Annotated in this window: 15 protein-coding genes; 7 read left to right on the top strand and 8 right to left on the bottom strand. The window is 68.1% G+C overall.

Going from position 1 to position 15,669, the window contains the following annotated elements; genetic code table 11:
* Window position 1: 1 nt before the first annotated feature.
* From ACVOKU_RS16855 to ACVOKU_RS16845, 3 genes are all read right to left on the bottom strand, one after another.
* Window positions 2–382, bottom strand: a complete 381-nt coding sequence (locus tag ACVOKU_RS16855; RefSeq protein ID WP_053516955.1) for an H-NS histone family protein — start codon at window positions 380–382, stop codon at window positions 2–4.
* 222 nt (window positions 383–604) lie between these two features.
* A complete protein-coding gene (locus tag ACVOKU_RS16850; RefSeq protein WP_481560445.1) occupies window positions 605–2,296 on the bottom strand; it encodes a proline--tRNA ligase in 1,692 nt (563 codons plus the stop codon).
* A 467-nt stretch (window positions 2,297–2,763) separates the two neighbouring features.
* Window positions 2,764–3,141 (bottom strand): DUF4124 domain-containing protein, encoded by a 378-nt coding sequence (locus tag ACVOKU_RS16845; RefSeq protein WP_074902117.1) that lies wholly within the window; start codon window positions 3,139–3,141, stop codon window positions 2,764–2,766.
* A gap of 80 nt (window positions 3,142–3,221) precedes the next feature.
* Here ACVOKU_RS16845 and pssA point away from each other — a divergent pair, with 80 nt between their 5' ends.
* From pssA to rimI, 3 genes are read left to right on the top strand one after another with little or no spacing between them, the layout of a single operon-like run.
* Window positions 3,222–3,998 (top strand): CDP-diacylglycerol--serine O-phosphatidyltransferase, encoded by a 777-nt coding sequence (gene pssA, locus ACVOKU_RS16840; protein WP_053516952.1) that lies wholly within the window; start codon window positions 3,222–3,224, stop codon window positions 3,996–3,998.
* On the top strand, window positions 3,995–4,489 hold the full coding sequence (locus ACVOKU_RS16835; RefSeq protein ID WP_481560444.1) for a hypothetical protein: 495 nt from the start codon (window positions 3,995–3,997) through the stop codon (window positions 4,487–4,489). Before pssA ends, ACVOKU_RS16835 begins: the two co-directional genes overlap by 4 nt.
* The gene (rimI, locus tag ACVOKU_RS16830; protein WP_053516950.1) at window positions 4,486–4,983 is read left to right on the top strand and encodes a ribosomal protein S18-alanine N-acetyltransferase; all 498 of its coding nucleotides are present in this window, start codon (window positions 4,486–4,488) and stop codon (window positions 4,981–4,983) included. Before ACVOKU_RS16835 ends, rimI begins: the two co-directional genes overlap by 4 nt.
* A 75-nt stretch (window positions 4,984–5,058) precedes the next feature.
* Here the strand turns inward: rimI and ACVOKU_RS16825 are convergent, their stop codons facing one another.
* From ACVOKU_RS16825 to ACVOKU_RS16810, 4 genes are all read right to left on the bottom strand, one after another.
* On the bottom strand, window positions 5,059–5,880 hold the full coding sequence (locus ACVOKU_RS16825; protein WP_180875766.1) for an EamA family transporter: 822 nt from the start codon (window positions 5,878–5,880) through the stop codon (window positions 5,059–5,061).
* Between the two features lie 63 nt (window positions 5,881–5,943).
* Window positions 5,944–8,787, bottom strand: coding sequence for a valine--tRNA ligase (locus ACVOKU_RS16820; RefSeq protein ID WP_481560443.1), 2,844 nt, complete (start codon window positions 8,785–8,787; stop codon window positions 5,944–5,946).
* 72 nt (window positions 8,788–8,859) lie between these two features.
* Entirely contained in the window at window positions 8,860–9,285 is a 426-nt protein-coding gene (locus ACVOKU_RS16815; protein WP_004154132.1) for a DNA polymerase III subunit chi, read from the bottom strand.
* Window positions 9,286–9,367: 82 nt separating this feature from the next.
* On the bottom strand, window positions 9,368–10,846 hold the full coding sequence (locus ACVOKU_RS16810) for a leucyl aminopeptidase (RefSeq protein WP_481560442.1): 1,479 nt from the start codon (window positions 10,844–10,846) through the stop codon (window positions 9,368–9,370).
* A gap of 104 nt (window positions 10,847–10,950) precedes the next feature.
* On the opposite strand from ACVOKU_RS16810, the gene lptF reads away from it, so the two are divergent.
* Complete coding sequence (gene lptF / locus ACVOKU_RS16805; protein ID WP_253120250.1) at window positions 10,951–12,033, top strand: LPS export ABC transporter permease LptF; 1,083 nt, start codon at window positions 10,951–10,953, stop codon at window positions 12,031–12,033.
* A complete protein-coding gene (lptG, locus tag ACVOKU_RS16800) occupies window positions 12,030–13,136 on the top strand; it encodes an LPS export ABC transporter permease LptG (protein ID WP_053516943.1) in 1,107 nt (368 codons plus the stop codon). The genes lptF and lptG overlap by 4 nt, the downstream gene beginning before the upstream one ends.
* Before the next feature lie 41 nt (window positions 13,137–13,177).
* Here the strand turns inward: lptG and ACVOKU_RS16795 are convergent, their stop codons facing one another.
* The gene (locus ACVOKU_RS16795) at window positions 13,178–13,669 is read right to left on the bottom strand and encodes an RDD family protein (protein WP_481560441.1); all 492 of its coding nucleotides are present in this window, start codon (window positions 13,667–13,669) and stop codon (window positions 13,178–13,180) included.
* Window positions 13,670–13,725: 56 nt separating this feature from the next.
* Between ACVOKU_RS16795 and xerD the strand changes: the two genes are divergently transcribed.
* Window positions 13,726–14,703: a site-specific tyrosine recombinase XerD gene (xerD, locus tag ACVOKU_RS16790; protein WP_481560440.1), complete on the top strand. Its 978-nt coding sequence runs from the start codon at window positions 13,726–13,728 to the stop codon at window positions 14,701–14,703.
* Between the two features lie 101 nt (window positions 14,704–14,804).
* Entirely contained in the window at window positions 14,805–15,596 is a 792-nt protein-coding gene (locus tag ACVOKU_RS16785; RefSeq protein ID WP_065175338.1) for a DsbC family protein, read from the top strand.
* The last annotated feature ends 73 nt before the right edge of the window (window positions 15,597–15,669 follow it).

Below are 15,669 nucleotides of genomic sequence, written 5' to 3'. Positions count from 1 at the left end.
CTCAGGCCTTCTTGATCAGGAAATCTTCCGGCTTCTTGCTGCCCTTGGCGGTCAGCTCGGCCATCCAGCGCGGCTGCTTGCCACGGCCGGTCCAGGTTTCCTTCGGGTTGGCCGGGTTGCGGTACTTCGGGGCGACCTTGCCGAGCTTGCGGCCGGCGGTCTTGGACGGCGCCGCTGCCTTGCGGGCGCGTGGCTTGGCAGCCGTGGTAGCGGTACCGAACAACTCCTCGATGGTGTAACCCTCGGTCTTGGCCAACTTGCTCAGCTGGGCCCGCACCTTGGCGATCGGGCGACGCTTGGCGACGATGGTCTGCTGCTTTTTCGCGGTGCGGATCAATGCGCCCAGCTCGCGTGCCGACAGGCCGGTCAGGTCGATGCTCATCTACGGTTACTCCGGAAACTAATAAGGGACAGGGACGAGCCGGTCCGTGGCGTCGGCGCACAGGATAATGATGAATTAAATCCAGTACAAATCATGCAGGTCAGGGTATGGCGATGGACCGGCTGCATCGTGACCATTTTGACCGGATTATGTCCAGCTGCATATTCACCGGCCCACCGCCGGTACAAAGAAAAAGACCGGGGCATGCCCCGGTCCGGTCACTCAACCCTGCAGGCGTTGCAGCAGGGCGGCCTTGTCCAGGCTTTCGGCTTCGCTGGCACGTCGCGAGCGGTACTCGTACGTGCCGGCCGCCAGGCCGCGCTCGCTGACCACCACGCGATGCGGGATGCCGATCAACTCCATGTCGGCAAACATCGCACCCGGGCGCAGCCCGCGATCATCCAGCGCGGCATCGAGACCGGCATCGCGAAGTTCCTGCAGCAGGCCGGCAGCGGCTTCGGCCACAGCGGCATCGCCCTTGGGGTTGATGACGCACACCACCACCTGCCACGGCGCCATCGCGTCCGGCCAGATGATGCCGGCATCGTCGTGATTCTGTTCGATCGCGGCAGCGACCACGCGCGAGATGCCGATCCCGTAGCAGCCCATTGCCATCACTGCGGCCTTGCCGTTCTCATCCAGTACGGTGGCGTCCAGTGCTTCGGCGTATTTGCGGCCAAGCTGGAACACGTGGCCGACTTCGATGCCACGGGCGATCTTCAACTCGCCGCCGTCCAGTGCACGGTCACCGGCACGCACGTTGCGGATATCGACCACTTCCGGTTCCGGCAGGTCGCGGCCCCAGTTGACTCCGGCCAGGTGGTAGCCCGCTTCATTGGCACCGACCACGAAATCGGACATCGCCGCCACTTCGCGGTCGGCCACCACGCGGATCGCCTTGGCCGGTGAAACCGGGCCGAGGAAGCCGGGCACGCTGCCCAGGTACTCGGCGATCTCCGCTTCGCTGGCAAAGCGCTGCTCTTCCAGGCCGGGAACCTTGCCCAGCTTGATCTCGTTGACCTCGTGGTCGCCACGGACCAGCGCCAGCACGAACCCTTCGGCGGTCATCAGCGCCACCGACTTCACCGTGCGCTGCAGCGCGATGCCGAGCAGGGCGGCAACGTCCTCGCAGGTCTTCTGGGTGGGGGTCTCGACCTTGCGCATCGTCTCGCCGGCTGCCGCGCGCGGTGCCGGTTCCGCGGCGATCGCCGCTTCCATGTTGGCCGCGTAGTCCGAGCCGGTGGAGAACACCAGCGCGTCCTCGCCCGAATCGGCGATCACATGGAATTCCTGCGACGCGTCGCCACCGATCGCGCCGGAATCGGCCTGCACCATGCGGAAGTCCAGGCCCAGCCGGGTGAAGATGCGGCTGTAGGCGGCCTTCATGTTCTCGTACTCGCGCACCAGGCACTCATCGTGCAGGTGGAACGAATAGGCGTCCTTCATCAGGAATTCGCGTGCACGCATCACGCCGAAGCGCGGGCGGATCTCATCGCGGAACTTGGTCTGGATCTGGTAGAAGTTCACCGGCAGCTGCTTGTAGCTGGACAGTTCGCTGCGCGCGAAGTCGCAGGCGGCTTCCTCGGCGGTCGGGCTGTAGCAGAACACCTGGTCCTTGCGATCCTTGATCTTCAGCAGCTGCGGCCCGAACTTCTGCCAGCGGCCGGTCTGCTCCCACAGCTCCTTGGGCTGGATGGTCGGAATCTGGAACTCCACGGCGCCGGCGCGATCCATTTCCTCCCGCACGATGCGTTCGACCTTGCGCAGCACGCGCAGTCCCAGCGGCGACCAGGTGTACAGGCCGGAGGCGAGCTTGCGGATCATGCCCGCACGCAGCATCAGGCGGTGGCTGGTCAGCTCCGCGTCGCTGGGGGTTTCCTTGGTGGTGTGCAGGTGGAACTGGGAGAGGCGCATCGTCGGCTTCGGTCTACGGCAGAGATCCCTATTCTGCCAGCCCGGGCGGGGGGAGGGTATCGGCAGGGCTGCGCCCTGCACCCGCCTCAGGCAACGTCAACTGCCACAGCAACAGCAACAGCGGGCTTCCTGTGGGATGGCGGGGTGGATCCGGTGGCAGGGGACGCCGTAAACCCGTCCATGGGGGCTTGGTCGCGGCATCCATGCCGCTCACACCCCTGCCACCGGACCCACCCCGCCTTCGACAGATCTCTGCGACCTGCCCGCACATGCCTTGGGGTCAGATCCGTTTTCCTGCGGAAACGGATCTGACCCCATTTTTGATTCCATGTAGCCCCCATGGATGGCTTTACGGCGTGTCCTGCCAGCCCACACCGCCCCGCCAGACCAGCAGGAAACCAGAGCCGCTTTGGCATTTGACGTTGCCGTTGCCTGAAGCAGGTGCAGGGCGCAGCCCTGCCGACCCCTCAACCGGCTGCTGGGCAGTAGGCCTTGATGCTGGCTTCAGCCAGTCCCTTCTGCGCGGTGCGCTGCTCCGCGGTCAGTACGGTGTCGCCCTTGCCGTCGCCGTCGGTGTCCTGCATCACCTGGCCGGACCCCTCCAGCAGGGCCAGGTTGGCACGGGCGGTGCTGCACTGCTCCGGCACGGGTGCGGCCGGGCGTTCGGCGCTGTCAGCCGATGGCGCCGAGCGCGCCTGCGCCCGGGTCTCGTAGGTCCTGCCTGCTGGCGGGGTTTCCGAATACTGGGTGACGCCGTTGGCGTCCTTCCACTTGTAGACGGGGCCGGCCATGGCACTGGTACTGGCCAACAGCAGCAGGCATCCCAGGCAGGACAGGGCACGCATGGCAAACTCCGCAGAATGAGCGTAGAACGCCGATTGCAGCATTGGTACCGACCGCTGGCAAGTCGATTAAACTGGATTCCATGGACCCGATCACACCGCCGCCGCGTTCGCGCACGATTTACCTGCTGCCCAACCTGTTCACCACTGCGGGCCTGTTCGCGGGCTTCTACGCGATCATCGCCGCTGCCAACGGGGATTTCGTCAATGCCAGCATCGCGGTGTTCGTGGCGGCGGTGATGGACGGCCTGGATGGCCGTGTCGCGCGCCTGACCGGCACCAGCAGCGAGTTCGGCGTGCAGTACGACTCGCTGGCCGACCTGGTCAGCTTCGGCATGGCGCCGGCACTGGTGATGTACCACTGGTCGCTGTCCTGGCTGAAATTCGATGATCCCCTGCTGGGCCGTGTCGGCTGGGCCGTGGCCTTTCTGTACGCCGCATGCGCGGCGCTGCGTCTGGCCCGCTTCAATACCCAGGTGGCGGTGGTGGACAAGCGCTGGTTCGTCGGCCTGGCCAGCCCGGCTGCTGCCGGGCTGATGATGTCGTTCGTCTGGGCCTTCGCCGATGGCAACCTGGGCTGGGACGGCAATCAGCTGCGCTATGTGGCGCTGGCGGTGACGCTGGTCGCTGCGCTGCTGATGGTCAGCCGCATCCGCTTCTGGAGCTTCAAGGGCGGTGCCGCCAAGGATTCCCGTTCCGACCGGGTGCCGTTCCTGGTCCTGGCACTGGTACCGATGGCCATCGCGATCGCGGTGATCGACCTGCCGCGCGTCCTGTTCGCCGTGGGCATCCTGTATGCCCTGTCCGGCCCGGTGATGTGGGCGGTGCAGCGCCTGCGCAAGAAGTCCGAGGCCGCGTGAGCCAGGATCTGCCCGTGCTGTGGTCACCGGCCCAGCAGGCCTGGCTGCAGGCGATGGGCTATACCGTCTATCACGACGGCCAGCTCGCCGCAGAGCTGGACGCTGCATTGCAGCTGAGCGTGGCCGACGCCGATGCGGCCAGCCCGGCAGCGCAGTCTCCGCCACGCCAGCCCGAACCGGCAGCGGTGGAGCCGGCACCGCGCCAGCCGCGGAGTCCGTCGCCGCCGCCTCGCACCGCGCCCGCCGTGGAGCCGGCAACCGAACCGCAGGCGGCACGCGCAGCCTCGGCGGGCACCACCCGGCAGCCGGCGGTACGTCTGCCTGATCGCCTGCAGATCGCACTGCTGCGCGCGTCCGGCTGCAATCCGAACGATGCCGCGACGCAGGCGCTGATGGACAGCTGGCCGTTGGAGCAGCTGCGCCGTGATCCAGCCGCCAAGCGCGCGCTGTGGCCGCAGCTGCGCGCCCTGCGCAAGCGGGGCGCGCCGTGAGTGCGGTCAGCCAGCCCGGTCCGGTGCGCCTGCGGGCGCTGCGCGAGAGCGATCTTGCCGAGGTGATGGCGATCGAGGTGCGTGGCTATCCCTTCCCGTGGACGCGCGGCATTTTCATCGATTGCCTGCGTGCGGGTTACCCCGGTCTGGCGATGGAGCGCGATGGCCAGCTGCTCGGCTACGGCGTACTGAGCATCGCCGCCGACGAGGCGCATGTGCTGAACATCTGCATCGATCCGCTGGTGCAGTCACGTGGGCTGGGGCGGCAGCTGCTGCGTGCGCTGGTGCAGTTGGCCGGTGATCGCGGTGCCCAGCGTGTGTTCCTGGAAGTGCGCCCGTCCAATGCACCGGCGCTGGCGCTGTATCACAGCGAAGGGTTCAACGAGATCGGCCGGCGTCCGCGCTATTACCCGGCCGCGCAGGGGCGCGAGGACGCGGTGGTGATGGCGATCGAGCTGGTCGAGGGCGACCTGCAGACGATGCCGCCGCTGTAACCGGCATGCGCCGCGTTGCCCGCCGGTACGGCCGGGCGCTGGCGGCAGGTGCCAACCTTGGCGGGCACGTGTGGCTCACGCCAGCCGCAGGGCCAGCACTCCGCTGACGATCAGCGACGCCGCCAGCCAGCGCACGCGCGGTATCCGTTCACGCAGCAGGAATGCCGAGATCAGCAGGGCGAACAGGATCGATGACTCGCGCAGGGCCGACACCATCGCGACCGGTGCCTGGGTCATCGCCCACAGTGCCATCGCATAGGACGCGGTGGTGCCCACGCCGCCGGCCAGGCCCAGCGGCCAATGCTGGCGCGCATAGGTCAGCACCGCGCTGCGGCGGGTGTACAGCGCCCACAGCGGCAGCGGGATGCCCGACAGCAGGAACAGCCACAACGTGTAGGCCAGCGGGCTGCCCGACAGGCGCGCGCCGTGCGCATCGACCAGGGTGTAGGTTGCGATCATCGTCGCCGTCAGCAGCGGCAGGCCGAGCTGGCCTGCGCGCGCGCCCAGTGCCATGGCCAGGATGCCGCTGCTGACCAGCGCCACGCCCAGCCACGCCGCTGCGGGCAGTGATTCGCCGAGCACGGTGCCAGCCAGCGCGACCAGGATCGGTGCGCAACCGCGCATGAGCGGATACGCCAGGCTCATGTCCACCTGCTGATAGCAGCGCGCGACCAGCGCGTAATAGACCACCTGCAGCAGTACCGAGGCCGCCAGCCACGGCCAGCTGGTCACGTCCGGCAGAGGAAGGAGAGGCAGCAGCGCGGCGGACAGCAGTGCGGCGCTGCCGGTGACGAGCACCGTGCCCAGGAGCTTGTCGGCGCCACGCTTGACGATGGCGTTCCAGCTGGCATGCAGCGCGGCAGCGGCGAGAACCAGCAGGAAGATCGAAAGCGGCATCCGCTGATGATGCCAAAAGACCTGGGCGGGTGCGGACCGGGATCCGCACCCGCCGGTCGGCTGTTACAGCTTCGCGCGTTGTTCGCGCAGGCCGGCCAGCTGGGTGTTCCAGTCGGCCAGGCGCACGCGCTCCTGCTCGACCACCGCAGCCGGCACCTTGTCGGTGAACCGGGCCAGCTTGGTTTCGCTCTTCTCCTGCTCGCCTTCCACGCGCTTGATCTCCTTGTCCAGGCGTGCACGTTCGGCATCCAGATCGACCAGGCCTTCCAGCGGCACCAGCAGCTTCAACTCACCGACGATGGCGGCGGCCGCAGGCGGAGCGCTTTCGCCGTCGCCCAGCCATTGCACGCTGTCCAGCTTCAGCAGGAACGACAGCGACGCACTGAAGCGTTCGACGCGGGCACGGTCCTGCTGCTGGCCGGCCTGCAGGCGCAGGGGCACCAGCCTGGACGGTGCGACGTTCAGTTCGCTGCGCACGCGGCGCACCGCGCTGATCACCGCCTTGAGCCATTCGACGTCGGCCTCGGCCTGGGCGAAATCGCCCTGGAACTCGGCTGCGGTGGGGTAGGGGCGCAGCGACAGCGTGGTTTCGGCCAGGCCCAGGCGCGGGGCGAGCTGCTGCCACAGCTGTTCGGTAATGAACGGCGTCAACGGGTGCAGCAGGCGCAGCAGGGCTTCCAGCACATACAGCAGGGTGTGGCGGGTGCTTTCGGCATCCGCTGCGTCGCTGCCGCTCAGCGCCGGCTTGCTCAGTTCGAGGAACCAGTCGCAGAACGCATTCCAGGCAAACTCGTACAGGCACTGCGCCAGCAGGTCGAAGCGGTAGGCGGCGAAGTGACCCTGCGCTTCAGCGGTGGTGGCCGCCAGGCGTGCAAGGATCCAGCGCTCGGCATCGGTACGCGGTGCCGGCACGCCGCTGAACGCCGCACCTTCGGTGTTCATCAGCGCGAAGCGGCTGGCATTCCACAGCTTGTTGCAGAAGTTCTTGTAGCCTTCGGCACGGTTCATGTCGAACTTGATGTCGCGGCCGTGGGTGGCCAGCGCCGCGATGGTGAAGCGCAGCGCGTCGGCCCCGTGGGCGGCGATGCCGTCCGGGAACTCCCTGCGCGTGGCCTTCTCGATCTTCTCCACCATCTTCGGCTGCATCAGGCCGCCGGTGCGCTTGGCGACCAGGTCATCGATGCTGATGCCGTCGATGATGTCCAGCGGGTCGAGCACATTGCCCTTGCTCTTGGACATCTTCTGGCCTTGTCCGTCGCGGATCAGGCCGGTGAAGTAGACGTCCTTGAACGGAATCTTTCCGGTCAGGTTGTCGGTGGCCATGATCATGCGGGCCACCCAGAAGAAGATGATGTCGAAGCCGGTGACCAGCACCGACGACGGCAGGTAGCGGTCGAAGCCACGCTCGGCCATGGCCTGTTCGTTCGGCCAGCCCAGGGTGGAGAACGGCCACAGCTGCGAGGAGAACCACGTTTCCAGCACGTCGCTTTCCTGGTTCAGCACGACATCGCTGCCCAGCTTGTGCTTTGCCCGCACCTCATCCTCGCTGCGACCGACGTAGCAGGTGCCGGTGGCAGCGTCGAACCACGCCGGAATGCGGTGGCCCCACCACAGCTGGCGGCTGATGCACCAATCCTGGATGTTGGCCATCCAGTGACGGTAGGTGTTGATCCAGTTCGGCGGCACGAAGGAGATGCTGCCCGGCTTCCCATCGGTACCTTCGACCAGCTCCAGGCCGCGCTTGGCCAGCTCGTCCATCTTCACGAACCACTGGTCGGTCAGGTACGGCTCGATCACCTGGCCGGTGCGGTCGCCGCGCGGCACCTGCAGCTTGTGCGCCTTGGTCTCGACCAGGATGCCCAGGTCTTCCAGCTCGGACAGCACGGCCTTGCGTGCTTCATAGCGGTCCAGGCCCTGGAAGCGTTCCGGGGCGTTCTCATTCAGCGCCGCCACCGGAGTGAACAGGTTGATCATCGGCAGGCTGTGGCGCACCCCGACCTGGTAATCGTTGAAGTCATGCGCGGGCGTGACCTTGACCACGCCGGTACCGAACGCGCGGTCCACGTAATCATCGGCGATCACCGGCACGCGGCGGCCGGTCAGCGGCAGCACCACGGTCTTGCCGATCAGGTGCGCGTACCGCTCGTCTTCCGGATGCACCATCACGGCGGTGTCGCCCAGCAGGGTCTCCGGGCGGGTGGTGGCCACCACCAGGTAATCGCGGGTCTCGCGCAGGGTTTCGTTACCGTCGGCGTCGCGCTCGACGTGCTCGTAGCTCAGACCATCATCGAGCTGATAGGCGATCGACCACAGGAAACCGTCTTCTTCGGCGCTCTCCACTTCCAGGTCGGAGATGGCGGTTTTCAGCACCGGATCCCAGTTGACCAGACGCTGGCCGCGGTAGATCAGGCCCTGCTCATGCCAGCGCACGAAGGCCTCGATCACCGCCGCCGAGGGCTGCGGGTCCATGGTGAAGGTGCTGCGCGACCAGTCGGCCGACGTGCCGAGGCGGCGCATCTGTCGTTCGATGGTGTCGCCGGACTGCTGCTTCCACTCCCAGACCTTGCCGATGAAGCCTTCGCGGCCCAGCGAGTCACGGGTTTCGCCCTTGCCTTCCAGCGCCAGGTTGCGGCTGACCACCATCTCGGTGGCGATGCCGGCGTGGTCGGTACCGACCTGCCACAGCGTGTCGTAGCCGCGCATGCGGTGGTAGCGCACCAGCGCATCCATCAGGGTCTGCTGGAAGGCGTGTCCCATGTGCAGCGTGCCCGTCACATTCGGCGGTGGCAGCAGGATGGTGTACGGCTCGCCCTGGCCGGACGGCTTGAAGTGGCCGGCCTTCTCCCAGGCCTCGTAGAGGTCGGTCTCGAAGGACTTCGGGTCGTAGCTGGAGGCGAGTTGGGTCATGCGGGGGAACCAGGAGGTAATCGTTGAAGGATCAGGGCGCGGCGGCGGCCCATCAAGGGGGCCGCGGGGCGCTCACATGTCGTGCTTGTTCAGGTCGTAACCGGCGGCCTTGTACTGGCGCCAGCGTTCGCGCAGCGGTTCGCGCGCTTCAGGGTCGGCCGGGACCACTTCCAGCACGCGCTCGCACTGGCCCAGCCAGGGGTCGTCGCGCAGGTTGATCACCAGCGGGCGGGCCGGCGCCTCGGTGCCGGGCACGGCGATCAGCACCAGCGCTTCTTCCTCGTCCATGTCCTCGCCGGCGATCTGGTGCGGGATGTAGGCGTCGTCATCGAACGCCCACAGCAGTTCGTCCAGTTCCTCGGCCTGGGCCTGGTCGCGCGCCAGCACCAGGGTGAACAGGCCGGCATCGTTGGCCTTGCGTGCCAGCTCGCAGACCAGGCGCAACGGCTCGGTCAGGAAACGGGGCTTGGCGATCAGGTAGAAGTCGGCGCGGGGCATGGCAGGGTCCGGAACAGGCGGGGGCCCGGTCTGGCCGGGCGAGGCCCTGGCCGGCGGTGGCCGGCCAGGGTCTGGTACAGCATCAGGCGCGGGCGGCCTGGTCCAGCAGCCACTGGCTCAGCAGACCGACCGGGCGGCCGGTGGCCATGCCACGCTTGCCCTCGTCGCTGGCGACGCCGGCGATGTCCAGGTGAGCCCAGCGCTGGCCTTCGGCGAAGCGCGACAGGAAGCAGCCGGCGGTGATGGCGCCGGCCCAGCGGCCGCCGATGTTGTAGACGTCGGCGAAGCTCGAATCCAGCATCGGCTGGTACTCATCCCAAAGCGGCAGGCGCCAGGCGCGGTCGAACACGTGCTCGCCGGCGGCCAGCAGCTCGTTGGCCAGGTCGTCGTGCTTGCTCATCAGGCCCGCGGTCTGGTGGCCGAGGGCGACCATGCAGGCGCCGGTCAGGGTGGCGACGTCGACCAGCGCGGCCGGCTCGAAGCGCTGCGCGTAGGTCAGCGCATCGCACAGGATCAGGCGGCCTTCGGCGTCCGTGTTGCCGACTTCGATGGTCTTGCCCGACATCGAGGTGATGACGTCGGACGGGCGGTAGGCGTTGCCGTCGATGGCGTTCTCCACGGCCGGCACCACCACCACCAGGTTCAGCGGCAGCCTGGCCTTGACCGCAGCGACGAAGGTGCCGATGACGTTGGCGCCGCCGCACATGTCGTACTTCATTTCCTCGATGCCGCCCTGGGTCTTCAGGTTGACGCCACCGGTATCGAAGGTGATGCCCTTGCCGACCAGTACATAGGGCTTGGCGTCGCCGGCACCGGTCCACTTCAGCACGACCAGGCGCGGGCGATTGGCCGAACCACGGGCCACGGCCAGCAGCGAGCCCATGCCCAGGGCTTCCATCTGGGTCTCGTCCAGGATCTCGGCCTCGGCGCCGTCATGCTCGCTGGCGAACTTCACGCCGACTTCGGCCAGGTAGGCCGGGGTGCAGTAGTTCGGCGGCAGGTTGCCCAGTTCGCGGGCGAACTCGACACCGGCAGCGATGGCCTGGCCCTGGGCCAGGGCCTGCGCGTCGTCACCGGCGATGGCCAGCTGGGCCAGCCCGGCATCATCGGCCTTCTTCTTGCCCAGCGTGGCGGTGTAGCGGTAGGCCGCGTGATCGGCGGCGATCACTGCCTGGCGGATCGCCCAGGCCGCATCGCGCTCCTTCACAGCCACTTCAGACAGGGTGAACAGCGCGCTGCGGGTGGCGCCTGCCTTCAGCGCGCGAACGGCGTCGCCTACGGCCTTCAGGTACTGCGGCACGCCGAAGCGGGCGGCTTCACCCAGCCCGACCACCAGCACGCGCGGCGCTGCCACGCCCGGCAGGTCGTGCAGCAGGCTGGTGGCGCCGGTCTTGCCGGACAGGTCGCCGCGCTGGGCGAGGGCCGACAGGCGGCCGCCGCTGGCGGCATCCAGCGCCTGTGCAGCCGGAGTCAGGGTATGGTCGGCGTACGCGCCGACCACCAGGCAGTCAACGGGGGCGGCGGCCGGGGCGAGGTGGTTCAGGGTGAATTCGAGAGCCATTGAGCAGATTCCATTGGCAAGTCCGTACAATCGCGGACCGTTTACGCCCAGACGCTAGACTGGGCGGCACCGCGAACGAACCCCAGAGTTTAAACCACCGCCCCATGTTGAAGCTCGACCGCTACCTGCTGGGCGATTTCGTCCAGAGTTTCCTGGCCACCCTGATCGTCCTGCTGGTGGTCAGCGTGGGCGGCGTGCTGGTGGACATCCTCGGCAACATCGCCGACGGTCGCCTGCCGGCCAGGCTGCTGTTCTCGCAGCTGGCGCTGCAGTTCATCGTCTACATGCCGCTGATCCTGCCGCTGGCCTTGATGCTGGGCCTGCTGCTGGCGATCGCCCGCCTCTACCGCGACTCGGAAATGGCGGTGATCACTGCCATCGGCGTGGGCCCCAGGCGCCTGCTGCGGCCGCTGCTGATGCTGGTGGTGCCGGTGGTGGCGGTGGTGGGCGCCTGCTCGCTGTGGCTGGGTCCGTGGGCCTCGCGCACCGCCGAGCAGATGGTGCAGGACGCCAACCGCAGCGTGCTGATGGCTGGCCTGGAGCCCGGGCGCTTCACCCCGCTGCCCAACGGCGGCGTGGTCTACCTGTCCTCGATTTCGCCCGATGGCACCCAACTGGGCAAGGTGTTCCTGCAGCGTGCCAAGGACGACCGGCTGGAAGTGGTCTCTGCCGCCAGCGGCCGCATGTACTTCGAGGGCGAGCGGCAGCGCTTCCTGGAACTGGACAAGGGGCACCAGGTGGAGGGTCCGCTGGCCGGTGCGCTGGATTACCGGCTGGCCACCTTCGCCCGCAACGACGTGGCCCTGCCTGACGGCGCGCAGACCCGCAAGGATGACGATCCGGAACTGATGTCGACCCTGCAGCTGCTGGGCGACGGCCGCACCCAGGCCCAGGCCGAACTGCATCGCCGGCTGGCCCCGCCGCTGATCGCCCTGGCGTTCGCCCTGCTGACCGTGCCGCTGGGGCGCAGCTCGCCGCGCCAGCAGCGCTACGGGCGCATGATGCTGGCCCTGCTGGCCTACATGGTCGGCACCAACCTGACGTTCATCGGCGCCGGCTGGATCGCCAGTGGCAAGCTGCCGGCGATGCTGGGCCTGTGGTGGCTGACCCTGCCACTGCTGGCGTTCGCGGTCTGGATGTATGCGCGTGATGGACGCATGAGCCTGCCCAAGGGGGCCCGCGCATGATGCTGCGACCGATGCGGTTCGATTTCTACCTCGGGCGCGCGGTGTTCGGCACCGTGCTGTTGACTTGGGCGGTGCTGACCGGCCTGGACGTGGTGATGGCCTTCTCCGGCGAGTTCAAGGACATCGGCAAGAACGGCTACACCCTGGGACACGCCGCGGCGTGGGTGCTGTATACGGTGCCACGCCGCGCCTACACCTTCTTCCCGACTGCGGCGGTGATCGGCGCGCTGATGGGGCTGGGCCAGCTGGCGGCGACCTCCGAACTGACCGCGCTGCGTGCGCTGGGCCTGTCCCGCAAACGCCTGAGCGTGTCGGTGGCGATTGCCCTGTCGCTGCTGACCGCAGTGATGGTGTTCAGCGCCGAGACGCTGGGCCCGTGGGGGCAGAACCGTGCCGATTCGCTGAAGATGAGTGCCAAATGGGGCCAGGACATGGCCGTGGCCCGTTATTCCGGCATGTGGGCACGCGAAGGCGATACCTTCCTCAACGCGCAGAGCGGTGAGGAACAGCTGGTCGGCAACACGGGAACGCGATTGATCCTGCGTGACGTCCGCCTGTACCGGATCGCCGAAGACGGGCGGATCGCGTCCCTGACCCACGCCGCCACCGCCGAGCATGACAAGGACGGCTGGGTATTGACCGGCGTGCGCCGCGATACCTTCGGCGAGCGCTCGGCAACGCGCGAGGAAGTGGCGCGCGAGCCCTGGAATTCCAAGCTGGACGCGGCGGCACTGGCGACCGGTATCGCCAAGCCGCGCAACCTGAGCGTGTCCGAACTGAGCACGAGCATCGCCTATCGCGAGCGCAACGGCCTGGATGCGCGTGACTTCGAGGATGTGTACTGGAGCCGCTGGTTCTACCCGGTGAACGTACTGGCGCTGTGCCTGGCCGCCGTGCCGTTCGCGTTTGGTTCGCTGCGCAGTGGTGGCATGGGCAAGCGCCTGTTCCTCGGCATCCTGTTCGCGTTGGGCTTCTGGCTGCTGCAGCTGTTCTTCGGGCGCATGGCCGGCGCACTGAAGTTTGATTACCGCATCGCCTACGCGCTGCCGCCGATCGTGATGCTGGTGGTGTCAGGCCTGCTGTTCCGGCGTAAATCGGGCTGATTCTGGCAGCGCCGGGCCATGCCCGGCGCCGGCAGGACACTTCAGCGCTTGGGCATCCGCACCAGCCGGGTGCCACTGGCACGGTCGTGCCACGCCAGGCGTTGGCGATCCAGCAGCGCCCACCAGAAGCCCAGCCCGCCCAGCAGCAGCGACAGCGTTGCCACCGCAAACCGCAGCCACAGCTGCGTGCGTCGCAGCGCGGTGCCGTCGGCCGACACCAGTTTCAGCCGCCACGGCCGCATGCCGAGGGTCTGCCCGCCCCGGCGCCAGCTGGCGGTTGCATAGGCCCCGGTGACGACCCAGCACACCGCCCACAGCAGCCACTGCCAGGCACTGAAGGGTGCGATGTTCTCGCGCTGTGCGTGGCCACTGAAGGTGTAGGCCAGGGTGAACGCCGTGCCGGCCAGCATCCACAGTGCGAGCACGGGCAGCGCGTCGTAGACCATCGCCAGCAGGCGCCACGGCAGCAGCGCACGAGGGCGCTGCGCCCCGGGCGTGGCAGCGGAAGACACGTCGGTGGCAGGGCTGGACATGCGCCGAGCATACGCAAAGCTGGCCGCGTCCGCAGTCACCCTCGTATCCTCCACGCATGGCCGTCATTTCCACTCCCGCCGAGCGCCGTCAGCTGGTCCAGCAACTGCCTGCGCTGCGTGCCGACGACAGCATGCGCATCCAGCGCTTCCTTGATGCCATCTGGGCGGAGAACGGTCTGGCCAGGGCCACCCTGGACAGCTACCGCCGCGATCTGGAGGGGTTGGCACGCTGGCTGGACGGCCGCGAAGGCGGCCTGGCCGGCGTCGAGCGCGCCGGGCTGTTCGACTACCTGGCCTGGCGCACGCGCCATGGCTGGTCGCCACGCAGCAATGCGCGCCTGCTGTCGGCGCTGCGTGCGTTCTTCGCCGATGGCGTGCGTCGCGGCGAGCGCAGCGAGGACCCCGGCGCTCTGCCGGATCCGCCGAAGCTGCCACGCCTGCTGCCCAAGGCGCTGGCCGAAAGCCAGATCGATGCGTTGCTGGCCGCGCCGGATGTCGGCAGTCCGCTGGGGCTGCGCGATCGGGCCATGCTGGAGCTGATGTACGCCGCGGGCCTGCGCGTGAGCGAACTGGTACTGCTGCCGGCAACGGCGGTGAACCTGCGGCAGGGCGTGCTGCGGGTGACCGGCAAGGGCAGCAAGGAGCGGCTGGTGCCGCTGGGCGAGGAGTCACAGCACTGGCTGGAGCGTTACCTGCAGCATTCGCGGCCGCAGCTGGTGGGAAAGGGCAGGGTGCAGGCACTCGCCGATGGGCAGACGCCGCTGTTCATCGAGCCCCGGCTGCACGCGCTCACGCGGCAGGCGTTCTGGCATCTGGTCAAGCGCCATGCGCAGGTCGCCGGCATCGATCCGGCCCGCATCAGCCCGCATGGCCTGCGGCACAGCTTCGCCACCCATCTGCTCAACCGTGGCGCGGACCTGCGCGCGCTGCAGATGCTGCTTGGCCACAGCTCGCTGTCGACCACCCAGATCTACACGCTGGTGGCGCGTGAACACCTGCAGAAGCTGCACGCCCGCCACCATCCCCGTGGTTGAGCGGCCTGGATGAACCCCGTCCGGCTCCCGTCAGCAGGCCACGGCGCCGCCCCGGGCGGCTGTGTCAGAATCGGTGGTCCTCTTCTGTTGCGGAATGCTCCATGCTCCGATTCGCCATCGCCGCCGTGTTCGGCGCGCTCAGCCTGACGGCCTGCGCCCAGCCGGCTCCGCCGGCCCCTGCGGCCAAGGCGCCTGCCGCCGCCTCCGCCCGGGCCACCCCGGCTGCCAATGGTCCGGCAGAGCAGGCGGTGCGCGCCGCGCTGACCGCGCTCAACCCCGGTTTCGAAGTGGATTACATCGGCGCCGCGCCCTTCCCCGGTTTCCGCGAGGTGGTGGTCTCCGGTCAGCTGCTGTATGTCTCCGACGACGGCCGCTACCTGTTCCAGTCGCAGCCCTATGACACCCGGGCCAAGGGGCCGGCCAACAGCGAGGGCCTGCTCGGTTACCGTCGCGCGCTGCTGGCCAAGGCCAACCATGGCGACCGCATCGTGTTCGCCGCGCCCAACGCCAAGTACACGGTCAGCGTGTTCACCGACATCGAGTGCGGCTATTGCCGCAAGCTGCACCAGGACATCGCCGAACTCAACCGCAACGGCATCAGCGTCGAGTACCTGGCCTTCCCGCGCATGGGACTGGGCAGCAAGGATTACACCGACATGATTTCGGTCTGGTGCGCAGCCGATCGCCGCCAGGCGCTGACCAATGCCAAGCGTGGCGGAACCGTGCCGGCGAAGAACTGCACCAATCCGGTGGCGATGCAGTACGCGCTCGGACAGCAGCTGGGGGTGAACGGTACCCCGGCGATCTTCGCGCCCGATGGCACCCAGCTGGGCGGCTACCTGCCGCCGGCGCAGCTGCGTGCGGCGCTGGAGAAGCTGTCGGCCCAGCGCTGACCGGGATATCGCCGGGGAGGGCCCGGCGCGCACCCCCCGGCCCCGGGCTCGCCGGGCCCCGCCCCGCGGGGGC

It is taken from the genome of Stenotrophomonas sp. STEN147 (assembly GCF_056757995.1).
The sequence above is the reverse complement of the archived record's forward strand: the minus strand, read 5'-3'. Positions and strand labels throughout refer to the sequence as shown.

What these genes read in the sequence shown, in the direction of transcription:
- lptG (WP_053516943.1), top strand. Translation starts at nt 12,030, where the DNA reads ATGATGCTGCGACCGATGCGGTTCGATTTCTACCTCGGGCGCGCGGTG.
- xerD (WP_481560440.1), top strand. Translation starts at nt 13,726, where the DNA reads ATGGCCGTCATTTCCACTCCCGCCGAGCGCCGTCAGCTGGTCCAGCAA.
- ACVOKU_RS16845 (WP_074902117.1), bottom strand. Translation starts at nt 3,141, where the DNA reads ATGCGTGCCCTGTCCTGCCTGGGATGCCTGCTGCTGTTGGCCAGTACC.
- ACVOKU_RS16785 (WP_065175338.1), top strand. Translation starts at nt 14,805, where the DNA reads ATGCTCCGATTCGCCATCGCCGCCGTGTTCGGCGCGCTCAGCCTGACG.
- ACVOKU_RS16855 (WP_053516955.1), bottom strand. Translation starts at nt 382, where the DNA reads ATGAGCATCGACCTGACCGGCCTGTCGGCACGCGAGCTGGGCGCATTG.
- ACVOKU_RS16825 (WP_180875766.1), bottom strand. Translation starts at nt 5,880, where the DNA reads ATGCCGCTTTCGATCTTCCTGCTGGTTCTCGCCGCTGCCGCGCTGCAT.
- ACVOKU_RS16820 (WP_481560443.1), bottom strand. Translation starts at nt 8,787, where the DNA reads ATGACCCAACTCGCCTCCAGCTACGACCCGAAGTCCTTCGAGACCGAC.
- ACVOKU_RS16815 (WP_004154132.1), bottom strand. Translation starts at nt 9,285, where the DNA reads ATGCCCCGCGCCGACTTCTACCTGATCGCCAAGCCCCGTTTCCTGACC.
- ACVOKU_RS16850 (WP_481560445.1), bottom strand. Translation starts at nt 2,296, where the DNA reads ATGCGCCTCTCCCAGTTCCACCTGCACACCACCAAGGAAACCCCCAGC.
- ACVOKU_RS16795 (WP_481560441.1), bottom strand. Translation starts at nt 13,669, where the DNA reads ATGTCCAGCCCTGCCACCGACGTGTCTTCCGCTGCCACGCCCGGGGCG.
- ACVOKU_RS16810 (WP_481560442.1), bottom strand. Translation starts at nt 10,846, where the DNA reads ATGGCTCTCGAATTCACCCTGAACCACCTCGCCCCGGCCGCCGCCCCC.
- lptF (WP_253120250.1), top strand. Translation starts at nt 10,951, where the DNA reads ATGTTGAAGCTCGACCGCTACCTGCTGGGCGATTTCGTCCAGAGTTTC.
- pssA (WP_053516952.1), top strand. Translation starts at nt 3,222, where the DNA reads ATGGACCCGATCACACCGCCGCCGCGTTCGCGCACGATTTACCTGCTG.